This window comes from Micromonospora sp. DT15 (assembly GCF_049841475.1).
Lineage (GTDB): Bacteria > Actinomycetota > Actinomycetes > Mycobacteriales > Micromonosporaceae > Micromonospora.
Genome location: NZ_JBNCKJ010000009.1, coordinates 163,716 through 189,963, shown reverse-complemented (window position 1 = coordinate 189,963; position 26,248 = coordinate 163,716). Strand labels below are relative to the sequence as shown.

Below are 26,248 nucleotides of genomic sequence, written 5' to 3'. Positions count from 1 at the left end.
GCTCCCTGCTCCTCACACCACCGAGTAAGCCGTCAGGTTGTTGGGCAGCTACGCCTCAGGCTCCGGCTGCCGCGCCTGGCTGGTTCAGCTCGATGTCGTCCACCGTGACGTTCACCTGCGTGACGCTCAGGCCGTACTTCTCCACGGCCTCGATCACCGCGGCCCGCACCGCCTCGGTCACGTCGGCCACCACGTGCCCGGCGTCGATCACCAGAACCACGTTGATGACGGCGGAGCTGCCCTTCACGTCGGCCGAGACTCCCCGGCGGGCGTCGCCCACCTCGTCCAGGCCGATCTTGTCCAGGACGCTGTTGAAGAAGCGGGACACGTCACCGCCGAGATCGGCGACACCGGGCACCGCGCGAGCGGCCACGCCGGCGATCTTCTCCACGACCTCGTCGGAAACCGACGTGACACCCCGGGCCGCACCCGTCGCGGGCTGCACCGCTCCGGCGTTCTCCACCGCGTCCGTCATGATCACATCTCCCCTGGTCCCGGTGCACTGTGGACCGACCGGCTCGTCAGCCCGTTTCGCGGCAGCTGGCTGCCGGCCACGCGCCGCGAGCCTACTAAAACCAGAGCGACCTTCGCTTGTGGGCGGGAGGCACGCTCCGACCGGCCGCACGAAAGAGGTCGGACCGCGCCGATACGGCACGTCCAGGGTGGACGCGCCGGCCAGCGGGGCGTCGGGGTCAGCGGGAGAGCTGGGCGAGCAGTTCGTCCGCCGCCGTGTACGGGTCGGTCGCGCCCTCGGCGACCCTGGTGGCGAGAGTGGCCAACTCCGTACCGTCGCGAAGTGAGCCGATCCGGGCGCGGAGGGTGCCGAGCGCGATCGCCTCGATCTCGGCGGCGGCCCGCGTCTCCTGGCGGCGGCGCAGCTCGCCGTGCTCGACCAACCAGCCCCGGTGCTTGTCGATGGCGGCGGCGATGTCGTCGATACCCTCGCCCCGCGCGGCGACGGACCGGACCACCTGGGGCCGCCACTGTCCCGGCCCGCGCTCGCCGAGCGCGATCATGCCCTGGATGTCCCGGACGGTGGCGTCGACGCCGTCCCGGTCCGCCTTGTTGACCACGAACACGTCGGCGATCTCCAGGATGCCGGCCTTGACCGCCTGGATCGCGTCGCCCATCCCGGGTGCGAGCAGCACCAGCGTCGTGTCGGCGAGCGAGGCGACCTCCACCTCGGCCTGCCCGACGCCGACGGTCTCCACCAGCACCACGTCGCAGCCGGCGCCCTCCAGCACCCGAACCGCCTGCGGTGTGGCCGCGGCCAGCCCGCCGAGGTGCCCCCGGCTGGACATCGACCGGATGTAGACGCCCGGATCCGTGGCGTGGTCCTGCATCCGCACCCGGTCACCGAGGATCGCTCCGCCGGTGAACGGGCTGGACGGGTCGACCGCCAGCACGCCCACCCGGTGCCCGCGTGCCCGCAGCGCGCGGACCAGCTCGTTCGTGGTGGTCGACTTGCCCACCCCGGGCGAACCGGTCAGCCCGACCACCTGGGCCTGCCCGGCGTACGGCGCCAGCGCCGCGGCGATCTCCGGCAACAGCGCGTCACCGTTCTCCACCAACGTGATCAGGCGAGCCACCGCCCGGGGGTCGCCCGTGCGGGCCCGTTCGACCAGCAGCGGTACGTCCCGGCTGCGGCGCACCGACGTGGTGCCCGCCGCCGGGACGTGCTCAGTCTCGCTCACTGGTCCGTCTCGGCCTTGCCCGGCACGTGGATGATCAGCGCGTCGCCCTGGCCACCGCCGCCACACAGCGCGGCCGCGCCGGTGCCACCACCGCGCCGCTTCAGCTCCAGGGCGAGAGTGAGGACGAGACGCGCGCCGGACATGCCGATCGGGTGCCCCAGCGCGATCGCGCCGCCGTTGACGTTGACCTTGTCCGGGCTGATGCCGAGGTCGCGGGTGGACTGGACACCAACCTGCGCGAACGCCTCGTTGATCTCGATGAGGTCCAGATCCGCAACGCTCAGGCCGCCCTTCTTCAGGGCGTGGTTGATCGCGTTGGACGGCTGCGAGTGCAGGGAGTTGTCCGGGCCCGCCACGTTGCCGTGCGCACCGATCTCGGCCAGCCAGGTCAGCCCCAGCTCCTTGGCCTTGGCCTTGCTCATCACGAGCACCGCGGCCGCTCCGTCGGAGATCGGCGACGAGCTGCCGGCGGTGATGGTGCCGTCCTTGGCGAAGGCGGGGCGCAGCTTGGCCAGCGACTCGGCTGTGGTGTCCGGACGGATGCCCTCGTCCTCGGTGATCACCAGGGGGTCGCCCTTGCGCTGCGGGATGACCACCGGGGCGATCTCGTCAGCGAAGTGACCGTTCTTCTGGGCGGCGGCGGCCCGCTGGTGGCTGGCGGCGGCGAAGGCGTCCTGCTCCGCGCGGGAGATGCCGTGTTTGGCACCGAGCCGCTCGGTGGACTCGCCCATCGAGCAGCAGTCCCAGGCGTCGCTGAGCCCGTCGTGTGCCATGTGGTCCTTGACCACCACGTCGCCGTACTTGTAGCCGGTGCGCTGGCCCATCAGCAGGTGCGGGGCGTTGGTCATCGACTCCATGCCGCCGGCCACCACGATGTCGAACTCACCGGCGCGGATCAGCTGGTCGGCCAGGGCGATCGCGTCCAGGCCGGAGAGGCAGACCTTGTTGATGGTCAGCGCCGGCACGGACATCGGCACACCGGCCTCGACCGCCGCCTGCCGAGCCGGGATCTGACCGGTGCCGGCCTGCAACACCTGCCCCATGATCACGTACTGGACCTGGTCCGGGCTGACGCCGGCACGCTCCAGCGCGGCCTTGATGGCGATCCCGCCGAGCTTCGTGGCCGGGAGGTCCTTGAGGTTGCCCAGCAGCCGGCCCATCGGGGTCCGCGCGCCGCTGACGATCACCGAAGCCATGCCTGCCTCCGAAGGGGTGCCGAGCTGTACGCCTTAACGATTGTTCGGCCAGACTAGCGCCATGGCAGAGAACTCCCCCGTCGAGCCCGGTGCGGACTACGTCACAGACATCGGGCTTCGCAAGATTGACCACGTCGGCATCGCCGTGGCCGACCTGGACGCCGCGATCGACTTCTACCAGCGGACGTTCGGGATGCGCTGCGTGCACGTGGAGACCAACACCGAGCAGGGCGTCCGGGAAGCGATGCTGGCCGTCGGACCGACCACCGAGGGCGGCTGCGTGCAGTTGCTCGCCCCGCTCACCCCGGAGTCGACTATCGCGAAGTTCCTGGATCGCAACGGGCCGGGCGTGCAGCAGGTCGCGTACACGGTCGTGGACATCGACGCGGCCTGCGCGGCGCTACGCGAGCGTGGCATGCGCCTGCTCTACGCGACTCCGAGGCGTGGCACCGCCGACAGCCGGATCAACTTCGTGCACCCCAAGGACGCCGGCGGCGTCCTCGTAGAACTGGTCCAACCCGCCCCCACTCCCCACTGACCCACCCCACCCCTGTTGATCAAGAGGTTCGCGTCATCCCGCCCCGCGCAGATGACCGAAAGCTCTTGATCAACGAGGGGTGGCGAGCGTTGGAGGCCGAGGCGCGCGCACGTCAGTGCGCGGTTGGCGGGGTGGCTGGACACCTTCACGCATCGGCGGATGCAGTTTTTCACAGAGGACTTCCCGGCCTAGCTACCGTTCAGTAACGTCCGGCCCCACAGGAGCGCGACCGGTGCCGGATGTGTCGAATGCCGACATGGCGGTCGTGCCCACCGGCGCCGACGATGGCAGCACCCGGGCCCGTGCGGGTGCGGAAGAACCGGAGGTCACCGTGCAGGACATCCTCGAAGCGATCATGGCGGCGGAGGAATCGAACGATCCGGACCGCGAACTCGCCGGCGTCGCCGGGCTGCCCGTACCGGAGAGCTACCGGGGCGTGGTGGTCCGCGCCGAGGAGTCCCGGATGTTCGACGGCATGGCCACCCGGGACAAGGACCCGCGCAAGGCGCTGCACGTGCAGGAGGTGCCGACGCCGGAGCTGGCCCCGGGCGAGGCGCTGATAGCGGTGATGGCCAGCGCGATCAACTACAACACGGTGTGGACCAGCATCTTCGAGCCGGTGAGCACCTTCAAGTTCCTGGAGCGCTACGGCCGGGTCTCCGAGCTGACCCGCCGGCACGACCTGCCGTACCACGTGGTCGGCTCGGACGCGGCGGGCGTGGTGCTGCGCACCGGCCCCGGGGTGACCCGCTGGACCGCCGGCGACGAGGTGGTCGCGCACTGCCTCTCGGTCGAGTTGGAGGACGCGGCCGGGCACGACGACACGATGCTCGACCCGCAACAGCGGATCTGGGGGTTCGAGACCAACTTCGGCGGGCTGGCCGAGCTGGCGGTGGTCAAGGCCAACCAGCTGATGCCCAAGCCGCGACACCTGAGCTGGGAGGAGGCGGCCAGTCCCGGACTGGTCAACTCCACCGCGTACCGGCAGCTCGTCTCGCACCACGGCGCCAACATGAAGCAGGGTGACGTGGTGCTGATCTGGGGCGCCTCCGGCGGCCTCGGTGGGTACGCCACCCAGATGGCGCTCAACGGCGGCGCGATTCCGGTCTGCGTGGTGTCCTCCCCGGAGAAGGCCGAGCTGTGCCGCCGGATGGGCGCGGAGCTGGTCATCGACCGGGCCGCGGAGGGCTTCCGCTTCTGGAAGGACGAGGAGACCCAGGACCCGGACGAGTGGCGGCGCTTCGGCGAACGGATTCGCGAGCTGACCGGCGGCGAGGACCCGGACATCGTGTTCGAGCACCCGGGCCGGGAGACGTTCGGCGCCAGCGTCTACGTGGCCCGACGCGGTGGAACCATCGTCACCTGCGCCTCCACGAGCGGCTTCCTGCACCAGTACGACAACCGCTACCTGTGGATGCACCTCAAGCGGATCGTGGGCAGCCACTTCGCCAACTACCACGAGGCGTGGCAGGCCAACCGCCTGGTCGCGCTCGGCAAGGTGCACCCGACGGTGTCGCGCACCTATCCGCTGGAGCAGACCGGCCAGGCCGCGTACGAGGTGCACCGCAACGCCCACCAGGGCAAGGTGGGCGTGCGCTGCCTCGCACCCACTGACGGGCTGGGCGTTCGTGACGGAGAGTTGCGGGCCCGGCACGAGGACGCGATCAACCGGTTCCGCGGTCACTGACCTCCCGGCATCCGGAGCGCCGGGGCGGTCCCGGCCGGACGGTGGAACGCCGGATGACCATTGCGCTGATCGCCCATTGTTCTTCCGCCCCCATTAGCGGATAAGTCACCCGGATCGAACAAAGGGCCTCGGGGTAACCCCGGGGCCCTTTTCCGCGTCACGCTGCGTGGCGTCCGACAGGCCGGGACCTGCCAAGATCGCCGATTGGTCCAACCTCGCCGATCGCGAGTGTTGACCATGTAAAGAGGGCACGAAAGCTTCGCACCGCTCTTGCGAAGCACCCTGGGGCGTCTGCCAGTATGTCCCAATGCCCCAGCAGCAGTCCTCCCCTCTCGCGTTCTTCGATAACGCGAACTCGCAGCCAGATTTCACCGTTGGCCTGCGCGGATACAACACCCATCAGGTCGACGACTTCCTCGGCCGGATGACCGCCGCGCTGACCCAGTCCGAGCAGGCCCGTGCCGAGGCCGAGCAGCGGATGAACGACGCCCAGCGTCGGCTCCGCCAGGCCGAGCAGCGCATGAGTGCGCTGGAGCAGAAGCTCACCGACACGAACAAGCAGCTCGAAGAGAACAGCCGACCCACCCTCTCCGGGCTCGGCACGCGCGTCGAGCAGATCCTGCGGCTCGCCGAGGAGCAGGCGAACGACCACCGCAACGAGGCCAAGCGCGAGTCGGAGGGCATCCTCTCCGCCGCCCGCCTCGAGGCCCGCGAGATCACCGACAAGGCCCGCGCCGAGGCCGCCGCCATGAAGGCGAGCGCCGAGCGCGAGGCGGGCAACCTGCGCACGGCCGCCGAGCGCGAGGCCGCCGAGGTCCGGGTGCAGGCTCGCCGCGAGGCCGACACGCTGCGCGCCGACGCCGACCGGGAGACCAAGCAGCTGCGTACGGTCACCGCGCACGAGGTGGCCGAGCTGAAGTCGACAGTCGAGCGGGAGGTCGCCACCCTGCGTGCCACCGCCGAGCGGGAGATCACCCAGCAGCGGGCGAAGGCCGCCCGCGAGGCTGAGGAGAAGCGCGCCGAGGCGACCAAGCTGCTCACCGACGCGCGGGACAAGCGCGACAAGGACCTGCAGGCCCTGGAGCTCCAGTTGGCCGAGCGGCGGGAGAAGGCCGAGCGCGAGGAGTCCGAGCGGCACGCCGCCCAGGTCGCGCAGACCCAGAAGATGGTCAGCGAGGCCGAGCAGCGTGCCCGGGCCGCGCAGGAGCGGGCCAAGGAGATCGAGCAGCGCGCCGAGGCGCGGCGGGTCGAGTCGGAGCGCAACGCGGCCGAGACCGTCGACAAGGCCAAGGCCCACTCGGAGAAGACCCTCAACGAGGCGAAGGCCGAGTCGCAGCGCCTGCTCACCGAGGCCCGCACCGAGGCGGAGCTGACCACGCAGGCCGCCCGCCGCGAGGTCGAGGACCTCACCCGGCAGAAGGACGCTGTCACGTCGCAGCTGGGTCAGATGCTCTCCGGTCTCGCCGGCATCGTTCCGGGAATGCCGGCGCAGGCCGCTCCGGCTGCCAAGCCGGAAGCAGCAAAGAAGACCGATGGTGGTCAGGAGCGGGTGCCCGCGGAGACCGCCGGCTGACGCGAGGCGTCAGGTAGGGGCATCGACGGCGCGAGGTGACACCGGGTAACCGGTGCCGCCTCGCGCCGTATGCGTTTCCTCACCCGTGGTATCCGCTGGCCGCGACGGAGTGAAGTAGCTCCCACATGGCCCGTCCGTATCGCCCCAGCAGGGCCCGTTGCGTGTGAGGATGGGGGCATGTCGCACGGCGAGGAACTGTTCGCTCTCGGCGGGGACGTGACGACGGAGCCCAGCTTCGAGTCCGCTCTGCGGGGGTACGAGAAGAAACAGGTCGACCGTTATGTCGCACGTGCTGAGCACGAGATCGCGACCCTCGCCTCCGAACGGGAACAGGCGTACACACAGATTCACAAGCTCGCCGGCCAGGTCGAGGTTCTCCAGCGCGACCTGACCCAGGTGCGCAAGCAGATGAACGTGGTCGACCGGGCGTCGTTCCGGCACCTCGGCCCACGGGTCGAGTCGATCCTCGCTCTCGCCGAGGAGCAGGCGGAGGAGATCCTCGGCGACGCGAACGGCGAGATCGAGGCCCGGAGGGCCGCTGCCGAGCACATCATCGAGGAGGCCCGCGAGCAGGCCGACCGGGCACTGAAGGACTTCGAACTCGCCCTCGCCGCCCGACGGGCGGAGGAGGAGCGGCACAGCGCCGCACAGCGCGCCGAGGCGGACGCCGCCCTGCGGTCGGCAAAGGACGAGTCGGCGCAGTTGCGCAAGGCCGCCCAGGACGCTCTGGCGAAGGCCCAGCAGGAGGCCACCCAACTGCGGGACTCCGCCAAGGAGATCCACACTCGGGCCCAGCAGGAGGCCACCAAGCTGCGCGAGACGGCCCGCGAGACGCTGGCCAACGCCCGGCAGGAGGCCAGCGATCTGCGCGACGCCGCCAAGGAGGTGCACGCCAAGGCGCTCCAGGAGGCCAAGCGGCTCACCGACACCGCGACCGAAGCGGGACGGGCCACCCACGCCAAGGCGCAGCAGGAGGCCAAGCAGATCATCGACGACGCGTCGATGGCCGGTCGGGCCACCCGCGCCAAGGCGCAGCAGGAGGCCGAGCGGCTGACGACGCAGGCCACCGAATCGGCGAAGCGCAGCCGCGCCGAGACCGAGGCGTACGTACAGCGAATGCGCACCGAGACCGAGGCGTACGTGCAGCACACCCGCGCGCAGACCCAGCAGGAGCTGGGCGCGTGGCGGGCCGGGGTGGAGCAGGAGGTCAACTCCCGTCGGGAGGCGGCCGATCGGGAGTTGGCGCAGCGACGGTCCGCGGCCGAGCAGGAGTTCGCCAAGCGCCGCGACGAGTTGGACAAGCACCACGCGTCGCGCCAGCAGGAGCTGGAGACCGGGCTCGCCAGCCGTCAGCAGGAGCTGGAGACCGGGTTCACCACCCGCCGGGACGAGCTGGAAACCGAATACTCCACCCGGAAGAACGAGCTGGAGACCGAGTACACGGCTCGCAAGAACGAGATCGAGCAGGGCGCGGCCGGTATCCGGCAGGCGGCCGAGCAGGACGCTGCGGGGCTGCGCCAGCGCTCCGAGGCGGAGGCCGCCGAGCTGCTGAGCCGGGCCGAGGCCGAGGCCAGCGACAAGCGCCGCAAGGCCGACGAGCATGTCGCTGCGTCCCGGCGGCAGTTCGAGGAGTACGCGGCCACCACGCAGCAGCACCTGGCCACCACCCAGCAGCACCTGGCGGCGACCCAGCAGGAGTCTGCGGCGGGTCGTCAGCAGTTGGCCCAGGTGATGTTGGAGATCGCCCAGGCCCAGCAGCAGTTGGCGGATCTGCGGCAGGAGACCTGGAAGGCCCGGCAGGAGTCCGATGAGCTCCAGCGTCAGATGTCCGAGCTGCGGTTGCAGAGTGTCGCCGGTCCGATCGACGGCCCGACCGCGCCGACCGGAAACGCCAGCGCGAGCGAAGGCGTACCCGGTGGTGGGGACGACGGCGCGAGCGTTACCGCCGGCGCGGGCACCGGGTCGGGCGCGGGCACCGGGTCGGGGGCGGGCACCGGGCTGAAGACGGAGCCCGCCGACACCAGGCAGCCGGTGAACGCCGCCGCGGACGAGTCCGGGCAGTCCACGACGCGGCCGGTGGCCGAGCCGGTGACCACTGTGGATGGTGGCACGGCGAGCGCCGGGGTGGACGGGGAGCCGACAGTGGCCGCCGTACCGGGCGAGGGTGGTCGGGGCGCCAAACCCACCAAGATCACTAGCACCGGTGAGAACGGCAAGCGACCCACCAAGCCGACCACCGACGAGCGCAGCGCCAAGCCCAGCAAGGTCACCATCGAGAAGGAGTGACGGGCACCCACCCGTCGAAGCTTCCAGATCTTGGACACTTTCCGTCATCGGCTGACGGAAAGTGTCCAAGTTTCACTTCTGCGCCGGGTGACGTAGAGGCACGGTGGGGGTCCAGCCGGCTGCGACGAGGGCGCGGCGGACGGTGTCGGCCACCTCGTCTGGGCGAGCGCGGACCAGCCAGGCCGGGAAGCGCAGAATCCGGTCGCCGCTGGTCCAGACGTCGTTCTGCCGACGCATGTCGGCAGCCCACTGCTTGGCATCCATGTGGTGCGCGCCGTCGATCTCCACCTGCACCCGCCACTCCCGCCAGTACGCGTCCAGCCAGCGGTTCCGACCGGCCGCGTCGACCCGGTGTTCCTGCAGATCCGCCGCGGGCAGCCGATGTCTGCGGCACAGCCGCAGGAAGTCGATCTCCGAGAGCGCCTGGGCGCCGCCCGCGATGTCGCTGATGGTCTGCCCGATCAGCCGCCGACGGGGGGCCCGAGGGAGGACGTCGAGCACCGCCCGCAACTCCTCGGGCAGCACCCGGCGTTGCTGGCAACCGGCGGCCAGCACCGACTGCGCCTCGTCCACCCCGGCCGCCCAGCCCGCCGCGTCCACCAGGGCCCGCGCCGTCGTGGTACGCGGTGGGCGGGCCCGTTGGAGATGAGCTTCGGGGAGGACAGTCGTGCGGTGGACCAGGACGGCGGGCATGTCGATCGGAAGTCGACGCAGAGTGGTCCGCGCGGCACGGCGGGCCGCCGGCACCGCCACCCAGAGTTGCTGGTCGCGGGTGAGTCGACCGTTGCCGGCCAGCAGGATCCCTCGGCAGATCGACCGCCACCGACCGGAGCGGATCCGGCCCCGCACCCGCGCTTCGCTGAGCAACCGGCGACCTGCGCGGTCGTCAGCACGCCCGCCTGCTCGAAGGCGAGCCAGTCGAGTGCGTCGGCGTCGTCGGCGGGCAGCATCCGGACAGCTTTCGCCCCTGAGCGCCGCCCCACCACCAGATCTTGGACAGTTTCCGTCATGGCGTGACGAAAAGTTTCCAAGATCTGCGGGTCGGCGGGGTGCGGCCGAGACCGGACTGCACGTCGGCCTTTCCGGACCGTTCAATCTGGCCCGAGGCGGCGACGGTGGTTGGGTGGGGCACATGGTGCATCAGATTGACGGTCTCGTGGTCGATGGCGACCATGAGGTGGCTACGCTGCTGGCGCGCTGGGAGATGATCAGAAACGCTTGTCTCGCCGCCAGTCGATGGAACTGATGAAGGAAGTTGTGACCTCATGGACCTGAGCGGCGCAGTTTGGCGCACCTCCACTCGCAGCGGCAACAGTGAGTGCGTCGAGGTGGCGGACAACCTGCCCGGGATGGTGGGAGTGCGGGACAGTAAGGATCCGTCCGGCCCGCTGTTGGTGCTCGCGCCGGCCGCGTGGCGGGCGTTCGTGGCCGCCGCCCGTCGTCCGACTGCCTGAGCGGGGAGGTTCTGATGCCGCAGCACGACCCGTCCGGCGACGACGCGGACATGCCCGCCGGTCCCCGGCCGCCGAAGACGCCACCGTCGACCGAGACACCATCGTCGGCTGAGACACCATCGCCGACTGAGGCACCACCGTCGACCGAGGCTCCGCCGCCGGTGCCGGTACCCGTCCCGGGGGTCGACCTGGACGAGCCGCCGGCGGTCCCGTCCGGGAAGTTCGGCACACCCGGGCGGCCACTGCGCCGCAGCAGCTTCCTGCTCGGCTTCACCGGTGCGCTGGGCGTGCTGCTGGCGTACACCCTCTATCTGGGGATTCGCAATGCCGGCGGCATCCTCGTGCTGGTGGTGATCGCGCTCTTCCTCGCGGTCGGCCTCAACCCGGCGGTGGTCCGACTGCGCCGCTGGGGTGTGCCGCACGGCCTGGCGGTGGCGGCGGTCGCCCTGACGGTGGTGCTGCTGCTCTGCGGCGGCATCGTGGCGCTGGTCCCACCGATCATCACGCAGTCGGGGCAGTTCATCGACCAGATCCCGAGCCTGCTCGACGAGTTGCGCCGCAACCCGACGGTCAATGACCTCGTGGAGCGGTACGACGTGGTGGAGCGGGTGCAGGGCGCGGCCAACGCGGAGACGGTCGGACGGGCGCTCGGCGGGGTGCTGGGCGGCGCACAACTGATCTTCGGCACGGTGTTCCGGACGCTGACCGTGCTGGTGCTGACCATCTACTTCCTGGCGTACTTCGACAAGCTGCGCTCGCTGGGCTACTCGTTGGTGCCCCGGTCGCGGCGGCAGCGGGTGCAGCTGATCGGCGACGAGATCCTGGCCAAGGTGGGCTCGTACATGGTCGGCGCGCTGAGCATCGCGGTGCTGGCCGGCGCCACCACCTTCGTCTTCGCGCTGATCGTCGACCTGCCGTACCCGTTCGCGCTGGCCGTGGTGGTCGCGGTGACCGACCTGATCCCGCAGATCGGTGCCACCCTGGGCGCGGTGATCGTGAGCCTGGTCGGCTTCGCCGCCGACTTGCCCACCGGCATCGCCTGCGCGGTCTTCTTCCTCATCTACCAGCAGGTGGAGAACTACCTCATCTACCCGAAGGTGATGCGGCGTTCGGTGGAGGTCAACGAGGTGGCCGCCCTGCTGGCCGCGCTGCTCGGAGTGGCGCTGCTGGGTGTGGTGGGCGCGCTGATCGCCATCCCCACGGTGGCCGCGCTGCAACTAATCCTGCGCGAGGTGGTGCTGCCCCGCCAGGAGCGTCGCTGAGCGTCAGCCCTCTGAGCGGCGGCCGGGCTGCGGGCCCTCGGGTCAGTCCGCCTTGGTGGCGGCCGGGCCGGGCACGGGGGTGTCGGCGAAGGCGGCCACCGTCCGGTCGGCGTACGCGCTGACGTCGCCGGACTCCATCGGGCCGTCCCAGGTTGTCGGAAGCGGCACCTCGACGGCCGGGTTGACCCGCCGGACGATCTCGTCGAGCACCGTCTCCGCGTCGCCCACCCACAGGTGCTTGGCGCCCGGCACCCCGACCACCTCGGCCTGTGGCACGGTTGCGAACCGCTCCCGTGCCTCGGTGGGGCGCAGGTAGTCGTCGAACTCCGGCACCAAGGCCACCAGCGGCCGACCCGAGTTGGCCCAGGTGGTCAGGTCGTCGGGGGCGGAGAAGCGCAGCGGCGGGGAGAGCAGGATCGCCCCGGCGATCGTCGGGTCGCAGCCGTACTTCAGCGCCAGGTCGGTGCCGAACGACCAGCCGACGAGCCAGATGTTGGGCAGCTCGGCGAACTCCGCGTACTCGATGGCGGCGGCCACGTCGTACCGCTCGCCCACCGCGCCGTCGAAGGCTCCCTCGCTGGTGCCGCGCACGCTGCTGGTGCCCCGGGTGTTGAACCGCAGCACCGCCAGGTCGGCCAGCGCGGGCAACCGCCAGGCCGCCTTGCGGAACACGTGGCTGTCCATCATTCCGCCGTGGGTCGGTAGCGGGTGCAGGCAGACCAGGGTGGCCACCGGCGGCCGGTCGGCCGGCAGGGCCAGCTCACCGACCAGCCGCAGACCGTCGGCGGTGTGCAGCTCGATGTCCTCCCGGCGGCCGGGCAGGATCGACGACGCGCGGATCGCTGTGCTCACCGCACAAGTCTGTCGCGAAGTCGCCGCCGCCGCCCGCCCAGGCACGAACAGGGTGATCCAGATCGCTCAGCCGTGGCACAGGCCACCCCCGGAGAGGGCCGCTCAGTAGCGCGGGGAGCTCCGGCCGCGCTGCACCGCCGGGCCGCGCCGCTCCCGGGCCCGCCAGCAGCCGCTGTGCCAGTGCCGCCGGTCGGTCAGGTCACCCAGGCCGTCCGCCGGCCAGGCGACCAGGTGCGCCACCCCGGGCCGGATCTCCTGGTTGCAACCGGGGCAGCGGTACGTCTTGACCGACGCGCCCGCGCCGATGCCGCGTACCTGCCAGGCGCCGTCGGTCCACTGCTGCACCGAGGCGACGCCCTGCCGGACGCGGTCGGCGTCCAGGTTGGCGTTCTCGTCCCGGTGAGGGCGATTGCGACGGGGGCTCACAGTCACCAAGCGTACGTCCGGCGGGTGCGACCGCCCGGCGGGCCCGCTCGACGGTTGGGTCACGTCACCTCCAGCTCTGCGGCCGGGTCGGGTCCTCGGCTACTGCCAGCCCCGCGAGCAGGGCCGTCGCCTCCGCCTCGGTGAAGATGCTCGCGGGCCTCTCGCCGTCCCAGGGCCAACCGAAGTTGACGAACACACTCGTTCGGGGAATGCCGACCAGGTCCAACCTGGTCCCCTTCGCGGTGAGCAACGCGGGTCGGCCCGCGATGCTCCGGTCTGCACCGGTGGAGGTGCCCGCCCCGCTCGCGTACCGGTATTCCACCGACATGTTCTCCATCTCGCCCCGTTGTAGGGCGAGCCGGGCGGTGACCAGCCTCGGGTACGAGGCGATGTCGACCGAGCAGACGGTGACCTTCGCGCCCGCGGGCAGCCCACCGAGCCGCAGCGGGGCGGCGCAGCGGCGGGCCTCCTGCCAGCGCAGGGCCTCGACCGCCTGGTTCAGCGCGGCCCGGTCGCCGTTGCGCATGACGGCACGCGCGTACACGCCCGGCACGGGCTGCCAGAACTTGACCAGCCCCTGGGCCCTGCCGCTGGCCGGACGGACCGCACCGTCGAAGGTCGGCCGTTCCTCCTCGGTCACCTCGAAGGACACGCCGTCGATGGTGACGCTGCCGGACAACTCGGCCGACCTGCCCACGTCGACACGCACCTCTTCGCTGCCCGCCACGCTGAGCCGTACCGTCTCGACATGGTCCCGGATCACCTCCCAGCCCAGGTAGCGGGCCCGGTCGGCGTCGAGGCCGAGGTGCAGCACCTGCGGATCGGCACCCACCGACGCCGGGTCGGCGGCGGCCCCGGGCACGCCGTCGGCGCGCGCCGGCACCGGCGGGACCACGGTGGGGGTGGCCGTGGTCCAGGGCAGGCGGCCGGCCAGACCGTCGAGGCCTGGCCCGTTCACCCCGACGAAGCCGAGCGCCCCGACGAGGCACAACGCGGTGCCCAGGGCGGTCCTGCGGTGCAACTGTCGGCGGCGGCCCCGACCGCGGGAAGCCCGCAGCAGTCGGTCGGTGTCCACGTCACCCTCGGCCCGCATCCGCAGGGTCTGGGCGATCTGTTCGTCGAGGTCGATCACGGCCGGCTCCCGTTCTTGGCCGGGGCAGCGCAGCGCTCCCGGAGGTTGGCGAGCGCCCGCATCGCGTGGGTGCGGACGGTGACCGGCGAGCAGTCCAGGATCTGCGCGATGGTCGCGTCGTCCAGGTCTTCGTAGTAGCGCAGCACCAGGACCGCCCGCTGGCGGTCGGGCAGGCCGAGGATCAGCCGCCACATCTCGTCCCGGTCGGCCGCTTCGCCGCCGAGGTCGCCGCGGTGCGGCCGGTCCACGAACGTGTCGATGGCCAGTTCGCGGTTCGACCGGCGGCGCCACCAGGAGTTGTTGGCGTTGACCAGCATCCGGCGCACGTACACGTCGGGCCGGTCCGCCCGGGAGATCTTGCGCCAGTGCACGTACGCCCGGGACAGCACCTCCTGGGTGAGGTCCTCGGCCCGGTGCTCGTCACCGGTCAGCAGCCGGGCCAGCCGAACGAGGGCCGGGCCGCGGCTGCCGACGTACTCCTCGAAGGTCACACCATGCAGACGCGGCCGGAGCCGCCCGGCGTTGACCCGGTCAGCGGTGCGAGTGGTCGCGGAAGCCGCGGCGGGTCTTGCGGCCCAGGTAGCCGGCGGTGACCAGGTGCTCCAGCAGCGGCGCGGGCGCGAAACCCGGTTCGCGCAGTTCCAGGTACAGCTCGCGCTGGATGGCCAGGGAGACGTCCAGGCCGACCACGTCGAGCAGTTCGAACGGGCCCATCGGGTAGCCGCAGCCCAACTTCATGGCGTGGTCGATGTCGTCGGCCGTCGAGTAGCTGGCCTCCAGCATCTTCACCGCGTCGTTCAGGTACGGGAAGAGCAGCGCGTTGACGATGAAGCCGGACCGGTCGCCGCAGACCACGCCGGTCTTGCCGAGCGCGGCGCACACGGCGCGGGCGGTGGCGGTGGCCTCCGGGGAGGTGCGGATGGTGCGGACGACCTCGACCAACGGCATGACCGGGGCCGGGTTGAAGAAGTGCAGCCCCACCACGTCGGCCGGACGCTGGGTGGCCATCGCCACGTCGATCACCGGCAGCGACGAGGTGGTGGTGGCCAGCACCACACCCGGCTTGCAGATCTCGTCGAGGCTGGCGAAGAGGGCCTTCTTAACGCTCAACTCCTCGACGACCGCCTCGACCACCAGGTCGACGTCGGCGAGATGGTCGAGCGTGGCGGACCAGCTGATCCGGCCCAGTGCGGCGTCCCGGTCGGCCTCGGTGAGCTTTCCGCGCACCACGCCCTTGTTGAGCGAGGTCTTCACCGCCTCGCAGACCTTCGCGGACTTCTCCATGCCGCGGGTGACCGAGACGACCTCGTAGCCGGCCTTCGCGAAGACCTCGATGATCCCGGTGGCCATCGTTCCGGAGCCGACCACGCCGACCTTCGCGATGGCGCGCGCGCCGTCGGCGAGCGCGACGTCGGTGGCCTGCGGCGTCGCCCCATCCGGTACGACCACCGGGGAGCCGGGCCGCTCGTAGGTGTAGAAGCCCCGGCCGGACTTCCGGCCGAGCAGCCCTGCCGTCACCATCTGCTTGAGCAGCGGCACCGGGGCGTGGCGGCGGTCCCGCCCTCCGCGCCGGTACATGGTGTCCAGGATCTCGTACGCGGTGTCCAGGCCGATCAGGTCCATCAACGCCAGCGGGCCCATCGGCAGGCCGCAGCCGAGCTTCATGGCGGCGTCGATGTCCTCCCGGGTCGCGTAGTGCGACTCGAACATGCTGACCGCGTGGTTGAGATAGCCGAAGAGCAGCGCGTTGGCGATGAAGCCGGCCCGGTCGTTGATGGTGACGTCGACCTTGCCGAGCCGGGCGCAGAGCGCCTCGACGTCGGCGACCACCTCGGGTGCGGTGACGACGGTGCGGACCACCTCGACCAGCTTCATCACCGGGGCCGGGTTGAAGAAGTGGATGCCGATCACCTGGTTGGGTCGGCTGGTGGCGACCGAGATCTCGGTGACGCTCAACGACGAGGTGTTGGTGGCGAGGATGGTCTCCGGTCGGCAGACCCGGTCCAGCTCCGCGAAGATCCGCTGCTTGAGGTCGAGGTGCTCGGGCACCGCTTCGATGACCAGGTCGACGGAGTGCAGCGCGTCCAGCCCGACAGCGAAGTGCACCCGCTCGTGCAGGGCGTCGCGGTCCGCCTCGGCGAGCTTGCCCTTGGCGACCGCCCGGTCGGTGGAGCCCTTCAGGGTGGCCCGGCCGCGCTCCAGCGCCGGTGCCGAGATTTCCACTGCCACCACGTCGATGCCGTTGCGGGCGAAGACCTCGACGATGCCGGCACCCATGGTGCCCAGCCCCACCACACCAACGGTGCTGAACTCGCGCGCCACGACCGGCCTCCCCAGGACTCCGCACGGCCACTGAACGGCCGCTAAGGTTATGCGCGCGAGTCTGCCACGTGACGGTGAGTTGTCGAGACGCCGTGGCCTATGTCACCCACGACCCAGCGGTGCCGCTACCCGGCCGCCACGCTGGTCAGGGCCAACAGCTCCGCGACGAACTCCGCGGGGCGCTCCAGGTGCGGGCTGTGCCCGCAGCCGGGCAGCACCACCTCGTGGTACGCGCCGCCGGCCGCCGCGTACCGGTCGAGCACCGCCCGGGTCTGGCCGACCATCGGCTGCGGTGGGCAGGCGTCCGCGCCGGGCCAGCCGGGCACGAGATCCAGCGAACCCAGGTACGCCAGGTCGAAGAGCGAGGTGTCCGAGACGATGACGTCGACGTCTCCGCGTACCCAGGTGACCGGCGGTTTCTCGGCGACGGCCACCAGCTCGTCGGCGAGCCGGAACCAGGTCGGCGCCAGCGCGTTGAGCACCCCTCGCTCCCCCGGCGCGGTGCCCGGCCAGTTCTCCGACGGCACCGCCGTGCCCGGGTAGTTGTCGTCGCCGGTGGCGGTGGAGAGCACTGTGTCCAGCAGCAGTTCCTCATCGGTGCCCAGCGAGGCGGGATCGGCCACGTAGGTGGCTCGCAGCACGGCGCGCGGGCTGGCCGGCGCGTCAGTGCTCCGGTCGCCGGCCGCGAGGCGGGCGACGAAGTCCCGGTTCGCCGTGCCGGCGCCGGTGCCGGCGAAGTCGGGGGTGGTCCGCGTGCCGGTCAGGTCGCGGGTGCCGCCGAAGCCGTACGGGGAGACCGGTGCGGCGAGCAGCAACGCCCCCACCCGGTGCGGATGGTCGACCAGCAGGCGCATCGCCACCCCGCCGCCGAGGGAGTGCCCGACCACCACCGGTCGCGCGTCGGCGTCGAAGAGCGTCGGGTCGTCCAGCAGTGCGGCCACGTCGTCGGCGAAGTCCCGCAGGCCCCGGGTAGCGTCCACCGGGGCGGTCGCGGTGTCGCCGTACCCCCGCAGGTCGGGGGCGACCACCCGCAGCGTCGGCGGCAGACGGCGGACCAGCGGCTCCCAGAACAGCGCGGACGAGCAGTTGCCGTGGATGAGCAGCACCGGCGTGCCGTCCGGCGGGCCGGCCACCCGTACCGCCTGAGTGATGCCGTTCGCCGTCACGGTCCGCTGCTCGGTCTCCATCCGCGGCATGGTGCCACGGGTGTTCCCGTCGGTCCAGGTGTCGGACCGCCACCCAACGGGCCGACCCGGTGTGGCAGGCCGCCAGGCGATCAGCGACGCGAGCCCGGCGGCGCGGCCAGCGGCAGCGGCAGGGTCGGTCGGACGTCGCGCCGGGACGGGCCGAAGCTGAGCCCCACCGGGTCGGTGAGCGCCACCCCGGGGTCGAACAGGCGCAGTTCGGTACGGCCCAGCCGGATCACATCTCCGTCGGAGAGTCGTTCCACCTCGGTGATCCGCCGGTCGTTGAGCCAGGTGCCGTTGGTGGAGCCCAGGTCCCGCAGGGATGGGCCCTCCGGCGCCAGCCACACCTCGGCGTGGCGACGGCTCAGGTGTGGGTCGTTGATGACAACCTGACCGGTCGGCGCTCGGCCGATCACCTGTATCTCGGCTCGCATGCGAAAGCTCGCGCCGCGCATCGGTCCACCCGCGACCGTCAACAGCGGCATCAGTTCCGGATGTTCCTCCATGGACAGTCAGCCCTCCACCCCACACCGTCACTCCGCGCGTCAGCTTGCCATCAGACGGTAGTCGTCAATACCGACCGGCCGGTCAGCCTCTCGTCACCTCCCGGCCACCTGCCGTTCGACGATTCGGGCGGGCCATTTCCGATACCAACGCCCTGACCTGCACTGATCAACGATCGGTCGGGTTGGTGCGACGCCGCTCCCCCGGCCCCGAATCGGGGACCCTACCGGTGAGTAATCCTCGGGTCTAGACTTCCGCCATGACGGCAGTGCATATCCCGGGCGTTCCGGTCATCGACGCGGGTCAGTTGGTCTCCACCAGCCCGGCGACCGGCGCTGAGGCCGGTCGCCTCCCGGTCGCCACCGACGCCGACGTGCGGCAGGCCGTCGACCGCGCCCGCGCCGCGGGTGAATGGTGGGCGGGCCTCGGCTTCACCGGCCGCCGCCAACGGATGCTGCGCTGGCGTGCCCTGCTCGCCAAGCGCATCGAGGAGCTGGCCGAGTTGGTGCACGTCGAGGGCGGAAAGCCGATCGCCGACGCCATCGTCGAGATCGTCACCGCGATCGAGCACATCGACTGGGCCGCCCGCAACGCCGGCAGCGTGCTCGGTCCACGCCGGGTGCGGTCCCGGCTCATCCTGGCCGAGTTCTCCGGGCATCTCGAATATCAGCCCTACGGTGTGGTCGGCGTTATCGGGCCGTGGAACTATCCGGTCTTCACGCCGATCGGCTCCGCCGCGTACGCCCTCGCCGCCGGCAACGCCGTGGTGCTCAAGCCGAGCGAGTACACCCCCGCCGTCGGCCAGTGGCTGGTGGACAGCTTCGCCGAGGTGGTGCCCGAGCAGCCGGTCTTCACCGCCGTGCACGGGCTGGGCGACGTGGGCGCGGCGCTGTGCCGCTCCGGCGTCAACAAGCTGGCCTTCACCGGCTCCACCGCCACCGCCCGCAAGGTGATGGCCGCCTGCGCCGAGACGCTGACCCCGGTGCTCATCGAGGGCGGCGGCAAGGACGCCATGATCGTGGACAGCGACGCCGACCTCGACGCGGCCGCCGAGGCGTGCGTCTGGGGCGGCATGACCAACGCCGGCCAGACCTGCATCGGCATCGAGCGGGTGTACGCGGTCGACGCCGTCTTCGACGCCTTCGTCGACAAGGTGGTGAGCCGCGCCGGTCGGCTGACGGTCGGGCCGGAGGGCACCGACATCGGCCCGATCACCATGCCCAAGCAGATCGACGTGATCCGTCGGCACATCGACGCCGCCATCACGTCCGGCGGGCGCGCCGTGCTCGGCGGCCCGAGCGCCGTACAGCCGCCGTACGTCCACCCCACCGTGCTGGTGGACGTTCCGGAGGAGTCGGCCGCCGTCCGCGAGGAGACCTTCGGTCCCACGCTGACCATCAGCCGGGTCCGCGACGCCGACGAGGCCCTCACCCGCGCCAACGCCCTGTCGTACGGCCTCGGCGGTTCGGTCTTCGGCCGGCGGCGCGCGGTGGCCATTGCCCGGCGACTGCGCTCCGGGATGGCGTCGATCAACTCCACGCTGACCTTCGCCGGCATGTCCACCCTGCCGTTCGGCGGTGTCGGCGACTCCGGCTTCGGGCGGATCCACGGCGAGGACGGCCTGCGTGAGTTCGGTCGGGCCAAGGCGATCACCAGGCGTCGGGCCCGTTCGCTGCTGCCGTCGATGACCTTCGAGCGCACCCCGGCCGACGTGGCCCGACTCGTCAAGGCCATCAAGGTCATGTACGGCAGGTGAGTGTCGGATAACCGATCATCAACAAGGATCGGTGCATCCACATGTTTGGTCACTGTGGCGACGGCGGTACATTGCGTTAAATGGGCCCCAATCGATTGCGCTACCGCCTTGTCGACAGTGACCAGTCGTGGAGCGCCCGACGGCGTCGGCACCGCTCGGACTGGCTGGCACGCACCTTTCCCGAGATCGGCGACATGCACGTGGTCGACCTCGGTGGTCGGCTCGGCACCTGGCACCGAGCCACCGTCCGACCGGCCCGGGTGACAGTCGTCAACCTGGAGCAGCCGCCCGCTGTCGTCCCGGATTGGGCCCACGTCGAGCAGGCCGATGCCTGCGACCTGCCCTCGCACCTCACCAAGGGCGGCTACGACCTGGTCTTCTCGAACTCGGTGCTGGAGCATGTGGGCGGGCACGAACGCCGGATCCGCTTCGCCGCCGCGGCCCGCTCACTGGCTGAGCGGCACTGGGTGCAGACGCCCTACCGCTACTTCCCCATCGAGCCACACTGGATCGCCCCCGGCATGCAGTTCCTGCCGGTACGACTGCGCACCGCGTTCGCCCGACGCTGGCCGTTGGGGCACAAGCCGACCCGCAGCCACGACGCCGCCATCCACCAGGTGCTCTGGACCGAGCTGCTGGACCGCTCGCAGATGCGTCACTACTTCCCCGACTCGACAATGCTCGTGGAGCGGGTGTTCGGTCTGCCGAAGTCGCTGATCGCGGTGCGCACCGGGTAGTACGCCGGTCAGAAGAGGGTCAGCTCGTCCTTCACGATGCCGCGCAGCTTGTCGTAGTCCACGACCACACACCTGATGCCCCGGTCGGTGGCGAGCACCCGGGCCTGCGGCTTGATCTCCTGGGCGGCGAAGACCCCGACGACCGGGCTGAGCAGCGGGTCACGGTTCATCAGCTCGAGATAGCGGGTCAACTGCTCCACGCCGTCGATGTCGCCACGCCGCTTGACCTCGACCGCCACCGAGCCCGAGTTGGCATCCCGGCACAGCAGGTCGACCGGGCCGATGGCCGTCATGTACTCACGGCGGACCAGCGTGAACCCCTCACCCAGGGCGCCCGGGTTGGCGGCCAGCAACTCCTGTAGGTGCGCCTCCACCCCGTCCTTGCGCAGGCCCGGATCCACACCCAACTCGTACGAGGTGTCCTGGAAGATCTCCTCCAGGGTGATCCGCAGCTCCTCGCCAGCCTTGTTGACGACCCGCCACACACCGGGGGCCTCCTCCAACCGACACGGCGGGCTCATCCAGTTCAACGGCTTGTACGCCCGGTCGTCGGCGTGAATGGACACCGACCCGTCCGCCTTCACCATCAGCAACCGGGTGGCCAGCGGCAGGTGAGCCGAGAGCCGTCCGACGTAATCAACCGAGCACTTCGCAATGACCAACCGCACCCGACGAGGGTAGCCGAGCACCCACCGGTCGCCAGCGAGCGGCACTGGCGCGTCGATGCGATGCTGAGACCGTGTTCGAAGTCCTCACCGGCACCGGTCTCGCCGCATCGGCGGGTCTCAACGCCTATATACCCCTGCTCATCCTCGGCCTACTCGGCCGTTACACCGACCTGATCGACCTGCCCAGCGGCTGGACCTGGCTCGGCAACGGCTGGGTCATCGCCATCATGGCCGTGCTGCTCGCCGTGGAGATGGTGGCGGACAAGGTGCCAGTGGTCGACCACATCAACGACGTGGTGCAGACCGTGGTCCGACCCACCGCCGGTGGCCTGGCCTTCGGTGCCGGCTCCTCGTCGGAGACGGTGACGGTCAGCGACCCGGGGAGCTTCTTCTCGTCGCACCAGTGGGTGCCGGTCGTCACCGGCGTGCTGCTGGCGTTGGGCGTGCATCTGCTCAAGTCCGCAGCCCGGCCGGTGATCAACGCGACCACCGCCGGAATCGGCGCCCCGGTCGCCAGCACCGCCGAGGACGCCACCAGCGTGGTGGTCTCCCTGGTGGCGATCATCCTGCCGGTGCTGGTGCTCGTCGCCCTCGTCGGCCTGGCATTCTTCGCCTTCTGGTTCTTCCGTCGTCGGTCCGATCGACGCCGCGAACGGGAGGCCGCCCGCGCCGCCGGCTTCCGCGTCTGACGCGTGATCGGCGGCCGCTATACCGGGGCTGCACGGGGCGACAAAAGCCTAGTATCGGGGCAAGAGCCTAGAGGAGGTCGGCATGACCGCAGCGTTGGAGATGCCCCGAGTCCAGGAATGCGTGGTCGCCGCATGCGCGTACAACCAGTCGGGTGACTGCCACGCCTTCGCGATCACCATCGGCAGCATGGATCACGCCCACTGCCACACCTTCGTCGAGTCGCCCGTCCGGGGCGGCGTGGAGAGCCTGATCGCGCAGGTGGGGGCCTGCCAGCGCGCCGACTGCCGGCACAACGAGCAGTTGGCTTGCCACGCGTCGTCGATCAGGGTCGGCCCGGACAACGACATGGCGGACTGCATGACCTACACCGGCCGCTGACCCACGCCGGGCCGACGACCTGCCCGAGACGGCGCTTCGTTCAGGGCAGGTCGTTGGCGCGACGGATGACGGTCACCAGGTCGTCGATGATGCCGGTGAGGGCGAAGTCCTTCGGGGTGAAGACCCGGGCGACCCCGGCCGCGCGGAGGGTGTCCGCGTCACCGGCCGGGATGATGCCGCCCACCACCACCGGCAGGTCGGCCCGGCCGGCGGCGCGTAGCCCGTCGAGCACCGCCGGCACGGCGGCCAGGTGCGACCCGGAGAGCACGGAGAGCCCGACCAGGTCGACGTCCTCTTCGACAGCGGCGGCGACGATCTGCCCCGCGGTCAACCGGATGCCCTGGTAGACGACCTCGAAGCCGGCGTCACGGGCGCGTACCGCGATCTGCTCCGCGCCGTTGGAGTGCCCGTCCAGGCCGGGTTTGCCGACCAGCAGCCGCAGCCGGCCACTACCCAGCTCCCGCGCCGTCGCGGCGACCCGCTCGCGGACCGCCGCGAGGCCCGGCTCCCCGCCGCCGCCGGTAGCTCCGGCCAGCCCGGTCGGCGCCCGGTACTCGCCGAAGACCTGGCGCAGCGCGCCGGCCCACTCGCCGGTGGTCACCCCGGCCCGCACGCACTCCAGGGTGGCCGGCATCAGGTTGACGGTGGTCGCGGCGTCCGCGCGCAGCCGGGCCAGCGCCGCGTCGACGACGGCCGCATCCCGGTCGGACCGCCACCGGCGTACGCCGTCCACGGCGGCCGCCTCGACCGCGGGGTCGACCTGCTCGACGGAGCCCGCGCCCGCAGCGGTCAGCGGGGAGGGTTCGGTCTCGGTGTACCGGTTGACCCCGACCACCACGTCGGCACCGGACTCCATCCGCCGCCGCCGCTCGGCGAGTGACGCGACCAGCGCGCTCTTGAGGTAGCCGGTCTCCACCGCGGCGACGACGCCGCCCAGCTTGAGCACCGCGCCCAGCTCGGCCCGCGCCCCGGTGACGATCTCGTCGACGAGTGCGGTCATCACGTGCGAGCCGGCGAAGAGGTCGGGATATTCGAGCAGGTCCGACTCGTACGCCAGGACCTGCTGCATCCGCAGCGACCACTGCTGGTCCCACGGTCGGGGCAGGCCGAGCGCCTCGTTCCAGGCGGGCAGTTGGACGGCGCGGGCCCGGGCGTCGCGGGACATCGTCACGCCGAGCATCTCCAGCACGATGCGCTGGATGTTGTTCTCCGGCTGCGCCTCGGTCAGGCCGAGCGAGTTGACCTGCACGCCGTAGCGGAACCGCCGTTGTCTGGCGTCGGTGACCCCGTACCGGTCCCGGGTGATCTCGTCCCAGAGCACGCCGAACGCGCGCATCTTGGCGATCTCCTCGACGAAGCGCACCCCGGCGTTGACGAAGAACGAGATCCGCTGGACCACGTCACCCATCCGCTCGGCCGGCACCTGACCGGAGTCCCGGACCTCGTCGAGCACGGCGACGGCGGTGGCCAGCGCGAAGCCGACCTCCTGCACGGTCGTGGCACCGGCCTCCTGGAGGTGGTACGAGCAGATGTTCACCGGGTTCCACCGGGGCATCTCGCGCAGCGTGTACGCCACCACGTCGGCGGTGAGCCGCAGCGACGCCGCGGGCGGGAAGATGTAGGTGCCCCGGGACAGGTACTCCTTGATGATGTCGTTCTGGGTGGTGCCGGCGCAGCGGGCCAGGTCGGCGCCCTGCTCCAGCCCGACGGTGCCGTACAGGGCGAGCAGCCACATCGCCGGGGCGTTGATGGTCATCGAGGTGTTCGTCTCGGCGAGCGGAAGACCGTCGAAGAGCGCCCGCATGTCGCCGAGGTGAGCCACCGGCACGCCGACCCGTCCGACCTCGCCGGCGGCGAGTTCGTGGTCCGGGTCGTACCCGGTCTGGGTGGGCAGGTCGAAGGCGACCGAGAGGCCGGTCTGCCCCTTCGCCAGGTTGCGGCGGAAGAGCGCGTTCGTCGCCGCGGCCGACGAGTGGCCGGCGTAGGTGCGCATCACCCACGGGCGGTCCCGCTCGGGCAGTCGCCCCGGGAATGGCGTCTCATCCATGGCCGGAGTCTAAGTTACCGTTCAGTAAAAGGAGCTGTGGAAAACCACACAGGTCCATGTCGGGGACGTCCGGGTGCCAAGCCCCCGCTGTGGCGCGGACCGCCACACCCCGGGCACCCACCGGTTGCTGCCAGGACGCACACTTGACGGCATGGATGACGAGCTGGCCATCTCCGTCCGAGGGCTACGCAAGGCGTACGGCGACAACGTGGCCGTGGCGAGCGTGGATCTCGACGTCCACCGTGGCGAGGTGTTCGCGTTGCTCGGCCCGAACGGCGCCGGCAAGACCACGACCGTGGAGATCCTGGAGGGTTACCGGCACCGGGATGCCGGCGAGGTCTCCGTGCTCGGCGCGGACCCGGCCAACCCCGACGCCGACTGGCGTTCCCGGGTCGGCATCGTGCTCCAGGGCACCGGCGAGTTCGACGAGCTGACAGTGGCCGAGGTGATCCGACACTTCTCCGGCTTCTACCCCGGCGCCGACGACCCGGCAAAGGTGATCGAGCGGGTCGGGCTGGCCGACAAGGCGAAAGCCCGCACGCACACCCTCTCCGGCGGCCAGAAGCGCCGCCTGGACGTGGCCCTCGGCATCATCGGTCGCCCCGAGCTGCTCTTCCTCGACGAGCCGACCACAGGGTTCGACCCGGAGGCCCGCCGTGAGTTCTGGGAGCTGATCCGCGATCTCGCCGCGGCCGGCACCACGATCGTGCTCACCACCCACTACCTGGACGAGGCCGAGGCCCTCGCCGATCGGGTCGGCGTGATCGCCGGTGGCCGACTTGTCGAGGTCGCCGCGCCCAATCGGCTGGGCAATCGGCAGGAGGCCCTCGCCACGGTCTCCTGGCGTACCCCGGACGGGACGCTGGAAAGCGCGCAGAGCGCGACGCCGACGGCCCTCGTGGCCGACCTCGCCGCGCGTCACGGCGGTGAGGTCCCCGGGCTGACGGTGACCAGGCCGACCCTGGAGGACGTCTACCTCACCATGATCGGACACTCGCGATGACGACCACGACGAAGCCGGCGACGCCGGTCACCGCGACCCGCGGCCGGCGGCCGGGTGCCGGCGCGCTCGCCCTGCGCCAGGGTCGACTGGAGATCACTCAGTTCCTGCGTAGCCGGGAGTCGGTGGTCTTCACGATGGGCTTCCCCATCATCATGATCCTGATCTTCGCGTCGATCTTCGACGGGACGATCGGCGGCGGGGTCAAGTTCACCCAGTACTTCATCACCGGCATGATCGCGACCGGCCTGATGACTGTGAGCTTCCAGAACCTGGGCATCTGGATCCCGGTCGAGCGGGACCGGGGGGTGCTCAAGCGCTACCGGGGCACGCCGATGCCGAAGTGGGTCTGGTTCGCCGGCAAAGTGATCATGGTGGTGGCGATCGGGATCGCCGAGACGGCGCTGCTGCTGGCGTTCGCGGTGGCGCTGTTCGACCTCGACCTGCCGGGCACCGCCGCAAAGTGGCTCACCTTCGGCTGGGTCTCCATGCTCGGCGTGACCGCGTGCACCCTTAGCGGCATCGCCATCTCGTCACTGGCCCGCACGGCCCGCAGCGGCTCGGCCGTGGTCACCCCGGTCTCCCTGGTGCTCCAGTTCATCTCCGGGGTGTTCTTCGTCTTCACCGACCTGCCCACCTGGATGCAGCAGGTGGCGGCACTCTTCCCGCTCAAGTGGATGTGCCAGGGGCTGCGGTCGGTGTTCCTGCCGGAGAGCTTCGGCGCCCAGGAGCCGGGCGGCTCGTTCGAGCTGGGCCGGGTGGCTGTGGTGCTGGCCCTGTGGTGCGTGATCGGTGTGGTGGTCTGCCTGACCACCTTCCGCTGGACCACCAAGCGCGACGGCTGAGCGGCTGAGCGGCC

Annotated in this window: 26 protein-coding genes; 12 read left to right on the top strand and 14 right to left on the bottom strand. The window is 71.0% G+C overall.

The genetic code is table 11. The features are described 5' to 3' along the window. Positions 1 to 55: 55 nt before the first annotated feature. The 3 genes from ACLQ3F_RS21020 to ACLQ3F_RS21010 form a co-directional block, all read right to left on the bottom strand. The gene (locus ACLQ3F_RS21020; RefSeq protein WP_425850935.1) at positions 56 to 475 is read right to left on the bottom strand and encodes an Asp23/Gls24 family envelope stress response protein; all 420 of its coding nucleotides are present in this window, start codon (positions 473 to 475) and stop codon (positions 56 to 58) included. Between the two features lie 217 nt (positions 476 to 692). Beyond that, positions 693 to 1,694, bottom strand: coding sequence for a methylmalonyl Co-A mutase-associated GTPase MeaB (meaB, locus tag ACLQ3F_RS21015; RefSeq protein WP_425850933.1), 1,002 nt, complete (start codon positions 1,692 to 1,694; stop codon positions 693 to 695). After that, the gene (locus tag ACLQ3F_RS21010) at positions 1,691 to 2,890 is read right to left on the bottom strand and encodes an acetyl-CoA C-acetyltransferase (protein ID WP_425850931.1); all 1,200 of its coding nucleotides are present in this window, start codon (positions 2,888 to 2,890) and stop codon (positions 1,691 to 1,693) included. The genes meaB and ACLQ3F_RS21010 overlap by 4 nt, the downstream gene beginning before the upstream one ends. 61 nt (positions 2,891 to 2,951) lie before the next feature. On the opposite strand from ACLQ3F_RS21010, the gene mce reads away from it, so the two are divergent. The 4 genes from mce to ACLQ3F_RS20990 all read left to right on the top strand — a co-directional run bounded on the left by mce (position 2,952) and on the right by ACLQ3F_RS20990 (position 8,974). Further along, on the top strand, positions 2,952 to 3,428 hold the full coding sequence (gene mce / locus ACLQ3F_RS21005) for a methylmalonyl-CoA epimerase (protein WP_355008997.1): 477 nt from the start codon (positions 2,952 to 2,954) through the stop codon (positions 3,426 to 3,428). Positions 3,429 to 3,759: 331 nt separating this feature from the next. Beyond that, positions 3,760 to 5,115 (top strand): crotonyl-CoA carboxylase/reductase, encoded by a 1,356-nt coding sequence (ccrA, locus tag ACLQ3F_RS21000; protein ID WP_357258042.1) that lies wholly within the window; start codon positions 3,760 to 3,762, stop codon positions 5,113 to 5,115. 307 nt (positions 5,116 to 5,422) lie between these two features. Continuing rightward, the gene (locus tag ACLQ3F_RS20995) at positions 5,423 to 6,688 is read left to right on the top strand and encodes a DivIVA domain-containing protein (RefSeq protein WP_091405818.1); all 1,266 of its coding nucleotides are present in this window, start codon (positions 5,423 to 5,425) and stop codon (positions 6,686 to 6,688) included. Between the two features lie 177 nt (positions 6,689 to 6,865). Next, positions 6,866 to 8,974 (top strand): hypothetical protein, encoded by a 2,109-nt coding sequence (locus ACLQ3F_RS20990; protein ID WP_425850929.1) that lies wholly within the window; start codon positions 6,866 to 6,868, stop codon positions 8,972 to 8,974. 72 nt (positions 8,975 to 9,046) lie between these two features. Here ACLQ3F_RS20990 and ACLQ3F_RS20985 read toward each other — a convergent pair whose 3' ends face one another. Continuing rightward, entirely contained in the window at positions 9,047 to 9,841 is a 795-nt protein-coding gene (locus tag ACLQ3F_RS20985) for an endonuclease domain-containing protein (RefSeq protein ID WP_425850927.1), read from the bottom strand. Positions 9,842 to 9,980: 139 nt separating this feature from the next. Further along, the gene (locus ACLQ3F_RS20980; RefSeq protein ID WP_425850926.1) at positions 9,981 to 10,148 is read right to left on the bottom strand and encodes a hypothetical protein; all 168 of its coding nucleotides are present in this window, start codon (positions 10,146 to 10,148) and stop codon (positions 9,981 to 9,983) included. A 91-nt stretch (positions 10,149 to 10,239) separates the two neighbouring features. Here ACLQ3F_RS20980 and ACLQ3F_RS20975 point away from each other — a divergent pair, with 91 nt between their 5' ends. Continuing rightward, a complete protein-coding gene (locus ACLQ3F_RS20975; protein WP_425850924.1) occupies positions 10,240 to 10,428 on the top strand; it encodes a DUF397 domain-containing protein in 189 nt (62 codons plus the stop codon). Between the two features lie 14 nt (positions 10,429 to 10,442). After that, positions 10,443 to 11,690, top strand: a complete 1,248-nt coding sequence (locus ACLQ3F_RS20970; RefSeq protein WP_425850923.1) for an AI-2E family transporter — start codon at positions 10,443 to 10,445, stop codon at positions 11,688 to 11,690. Positions 11,691 to 11,732: 42 nt separating this feature from the next. Here the strand turns inward: ACLQ3F_RS20970 and ACLQ3F_RS20965 are convergent, their stop codons facing one another. The 7 genes from ACLQ3F_RS20965 to ACLQ3F_RS20935 form a co-directional block, all read right to left on the bottom strand. Beyond that, a complete protein-coding gene (locus ACLQ3F_RS20965; RefSeq protein ID WP_425850921.1) occupies positions 11,733 to 12,542 on the bottom strand; it encodes an alpha/beta hydrolase in 810 nt (269 codons plus the stop codon). 102 nt (positions 12,543 to 12,644) lie between these two features. Next, positions 12,645 to 12,968, bottom strand: coding sequence for a hypothetical protein (locus ACLQ3F_RS20960; protein WP_425850920.1), 324 nt, complete (start codon positions 12,966 to 12,968; stop codon positions 12,645 to 12,647). Positions 12,969 to 13,032: 64 nt separating this feature from the next. Then, a complete protein-coding gene (locus tag ACLQ3F_RS20955) occupies positions 13,033 to 14,100 on the bottom strand; it encodes a hypothetical protein (protein ID WP_425850919.1) in 1,068 nt (355 codons plus the stop codon). Continuing rightward, on the bottom strand, positions 14,097 to 14,591 hold the full coding sequence (locus ACLQ3F_RS20950) for a SigE family RNA polymerase sigma factor (RefSeq protein ID WP_425850918.1): 495 nt from the start codon (positions 14,589 to 14,591) through the stop codon (positions 14,097 to 14,099). The genes ACLQ3F_RS20955 and ACLQ3F_RS20950 overlap by 4 nt, the downstream gene beginning before the upstream one ends. Positions 14,592 to 14,631: 40 nt before the next feature. Next, the gene (locus ACLQ3F_RS20945) at positions 14,632 to 16,422 is read right to left on the bottom strand and encodes a 3-hydroxyacyl-CoA dehydrogenase family protein (RefSeq protein WP_425850916.1); all 1,791 of its coding nucleotides are present in this window, start codon (positions 16,420 to 16,422) and stop codon (positions 14,632 to 14,634) included. A 125-nt stretch (positions 16,423 to 16,547) separates the two neighbouring features. Continuing rightward, complete coding sequence (locus ACLQ3F_RS20940) at positions 16,548 to 17,618, bottom strand: alpha/beta fold hydrolase (RefSeq protein WP_425850915.1); 1,071 nt, start codon at positions 17,616 to 17,618, stop codon at positions 16,548 to 16,550. 80 nt (positions 17,619 to 17,698) lie between these two features. Beyond that, on the bottom strand, positions 17,699 to 18,064 hold the full coding sequence (locus tag ACLQ3F_RS20935) for an FHA domain-containing protein (protein WP_255750185.1): 366 nt from the start codon (positions 18,062 to 18,064) through the stop codon (positions 17,699 to 17,701). A gap of 308 nt (positions 18,065 to 18,372) precedes the next feature. Between ACLQ3F_RS20935 and ACLQ3F_RS20930 the strand changes: the two genes are divergently transcribed. Then, complete coding sequence (locus tag ACLQ3F_RS20930; protein ID WP_425850913.1) at positions 18,373 to 19,869, top strand: aldehyde dehydrogenase family protein; 1,497 nt, start codon at positions 18,373 to 18,375, stop codon at positions 19,867 to 19,869. An 80-nt stretch (positions 19,870 to 19,949) separates the two neighbouring features. Continuing rightward, positions 19,950 to 20,606, top strand: coding sequence for a class I SAM-dependent methyltransferase (locus tag ACLQ3F_RS20925; protein ID WP_425850911.1), 657 nt, complete (start codon positions 19,950 to 19,952; stop codon positions 20,604 to 20,606). Positions 20,607 to 20,614: 8 nt separating this feature from the next. On the opposite strand, the gene nucS is transcribed toward ACLQ3F_RS20925, so the two are convergent. Then, on the bottom strand, positions 20,615 to 21,274 hold the full coding sequence (gene nucS / locus ACLQ3F_RS20920) for an endonuclease NucS (protein ID WP_112584054.1): 660 nt from the start codon (positions 21,272 to 21,274) through the stop codon (positions 20,615 to 20,617). Between the two features lie 71 nt (positions 21,275 to 21,345). Here nucS and ACLQ3F_RS20915 point away from each other — a divergent pair, with 71 nt between their 5' ends. Continuing rightward, a complete protein-coding gene (locus ACLQ3F_RS20915; RefSeq protein WP_355008049.1) occupies positions 21,346 to 21,963 on the top strand; it encodes a DUF4126 domain-containing protein in 618 nt (205 codons plus the stop codon). A gap of 82 nt (positions 21,964 to 22,045) precedes the next feature. Next, a complete protein-coding gene (locus ACLQ3F_RS20910) occupies positions 22,046 to 22,342 on the top strand; it encodes a DUF1540 domain-containing protein (protein ID WP_425850910.1) in 297 nt (98 codons plus the stop codon). 40 nt (positions 22,343 to 22,382) lie between these two features. Here ACLQ3F_RS20910 and ACLQ3F_RS20905 read toward each other — a convergent pair whose 3' ends face one another. Next, the gene (locus tag ACLQ3F_RS20905) at positions 22,383 to 24,389 is read right to left on the bottom strand and encodes a protein meaA (RefSeq protein WP_425850909.1); all 2,007 of its coding nucleotides are present in this window, start codon (positions 24,387 to 24,389) and stop codon (positions 22,383 to 22,385) included. A gap of 151 nt (positions 24,390 to 24,540) precedes the next feature. Between ACLQ3F_RS20905 and ACLQ3F_RS20900 the strand changes: the two genes are divergently transcribed. Beyond that, positions 24,541 to 25,392, top strand: a complete 852-nt coding sequence (locus ACLQ3F_RS20900; protein ID WP_357198635.1) for an ABC transporter ATP-binding protein — start codon at positions 24,541 to 24,543, stop codon at positions 25,390 to 25,392. Beyond that, complete coding sequence (locus tag ACLQ3F_RS20895; RefSeq protein ID WP_357198638.1) at positions 25,389 to 26,234, top strand: ABC transporter permease; 846 nt, start codon at positions 25,389 to 25,391, stop codon at positions 26,232 to 26,234. The genes ACLQ3F_RS20900 and ACLQ3F_RS20895 overlap by 4 nt, the downstream gene beginning before the upstream one ends. The last annotated feature ends 14 nt before the right edge of the window (positions 26,235 to 26,248 follow it).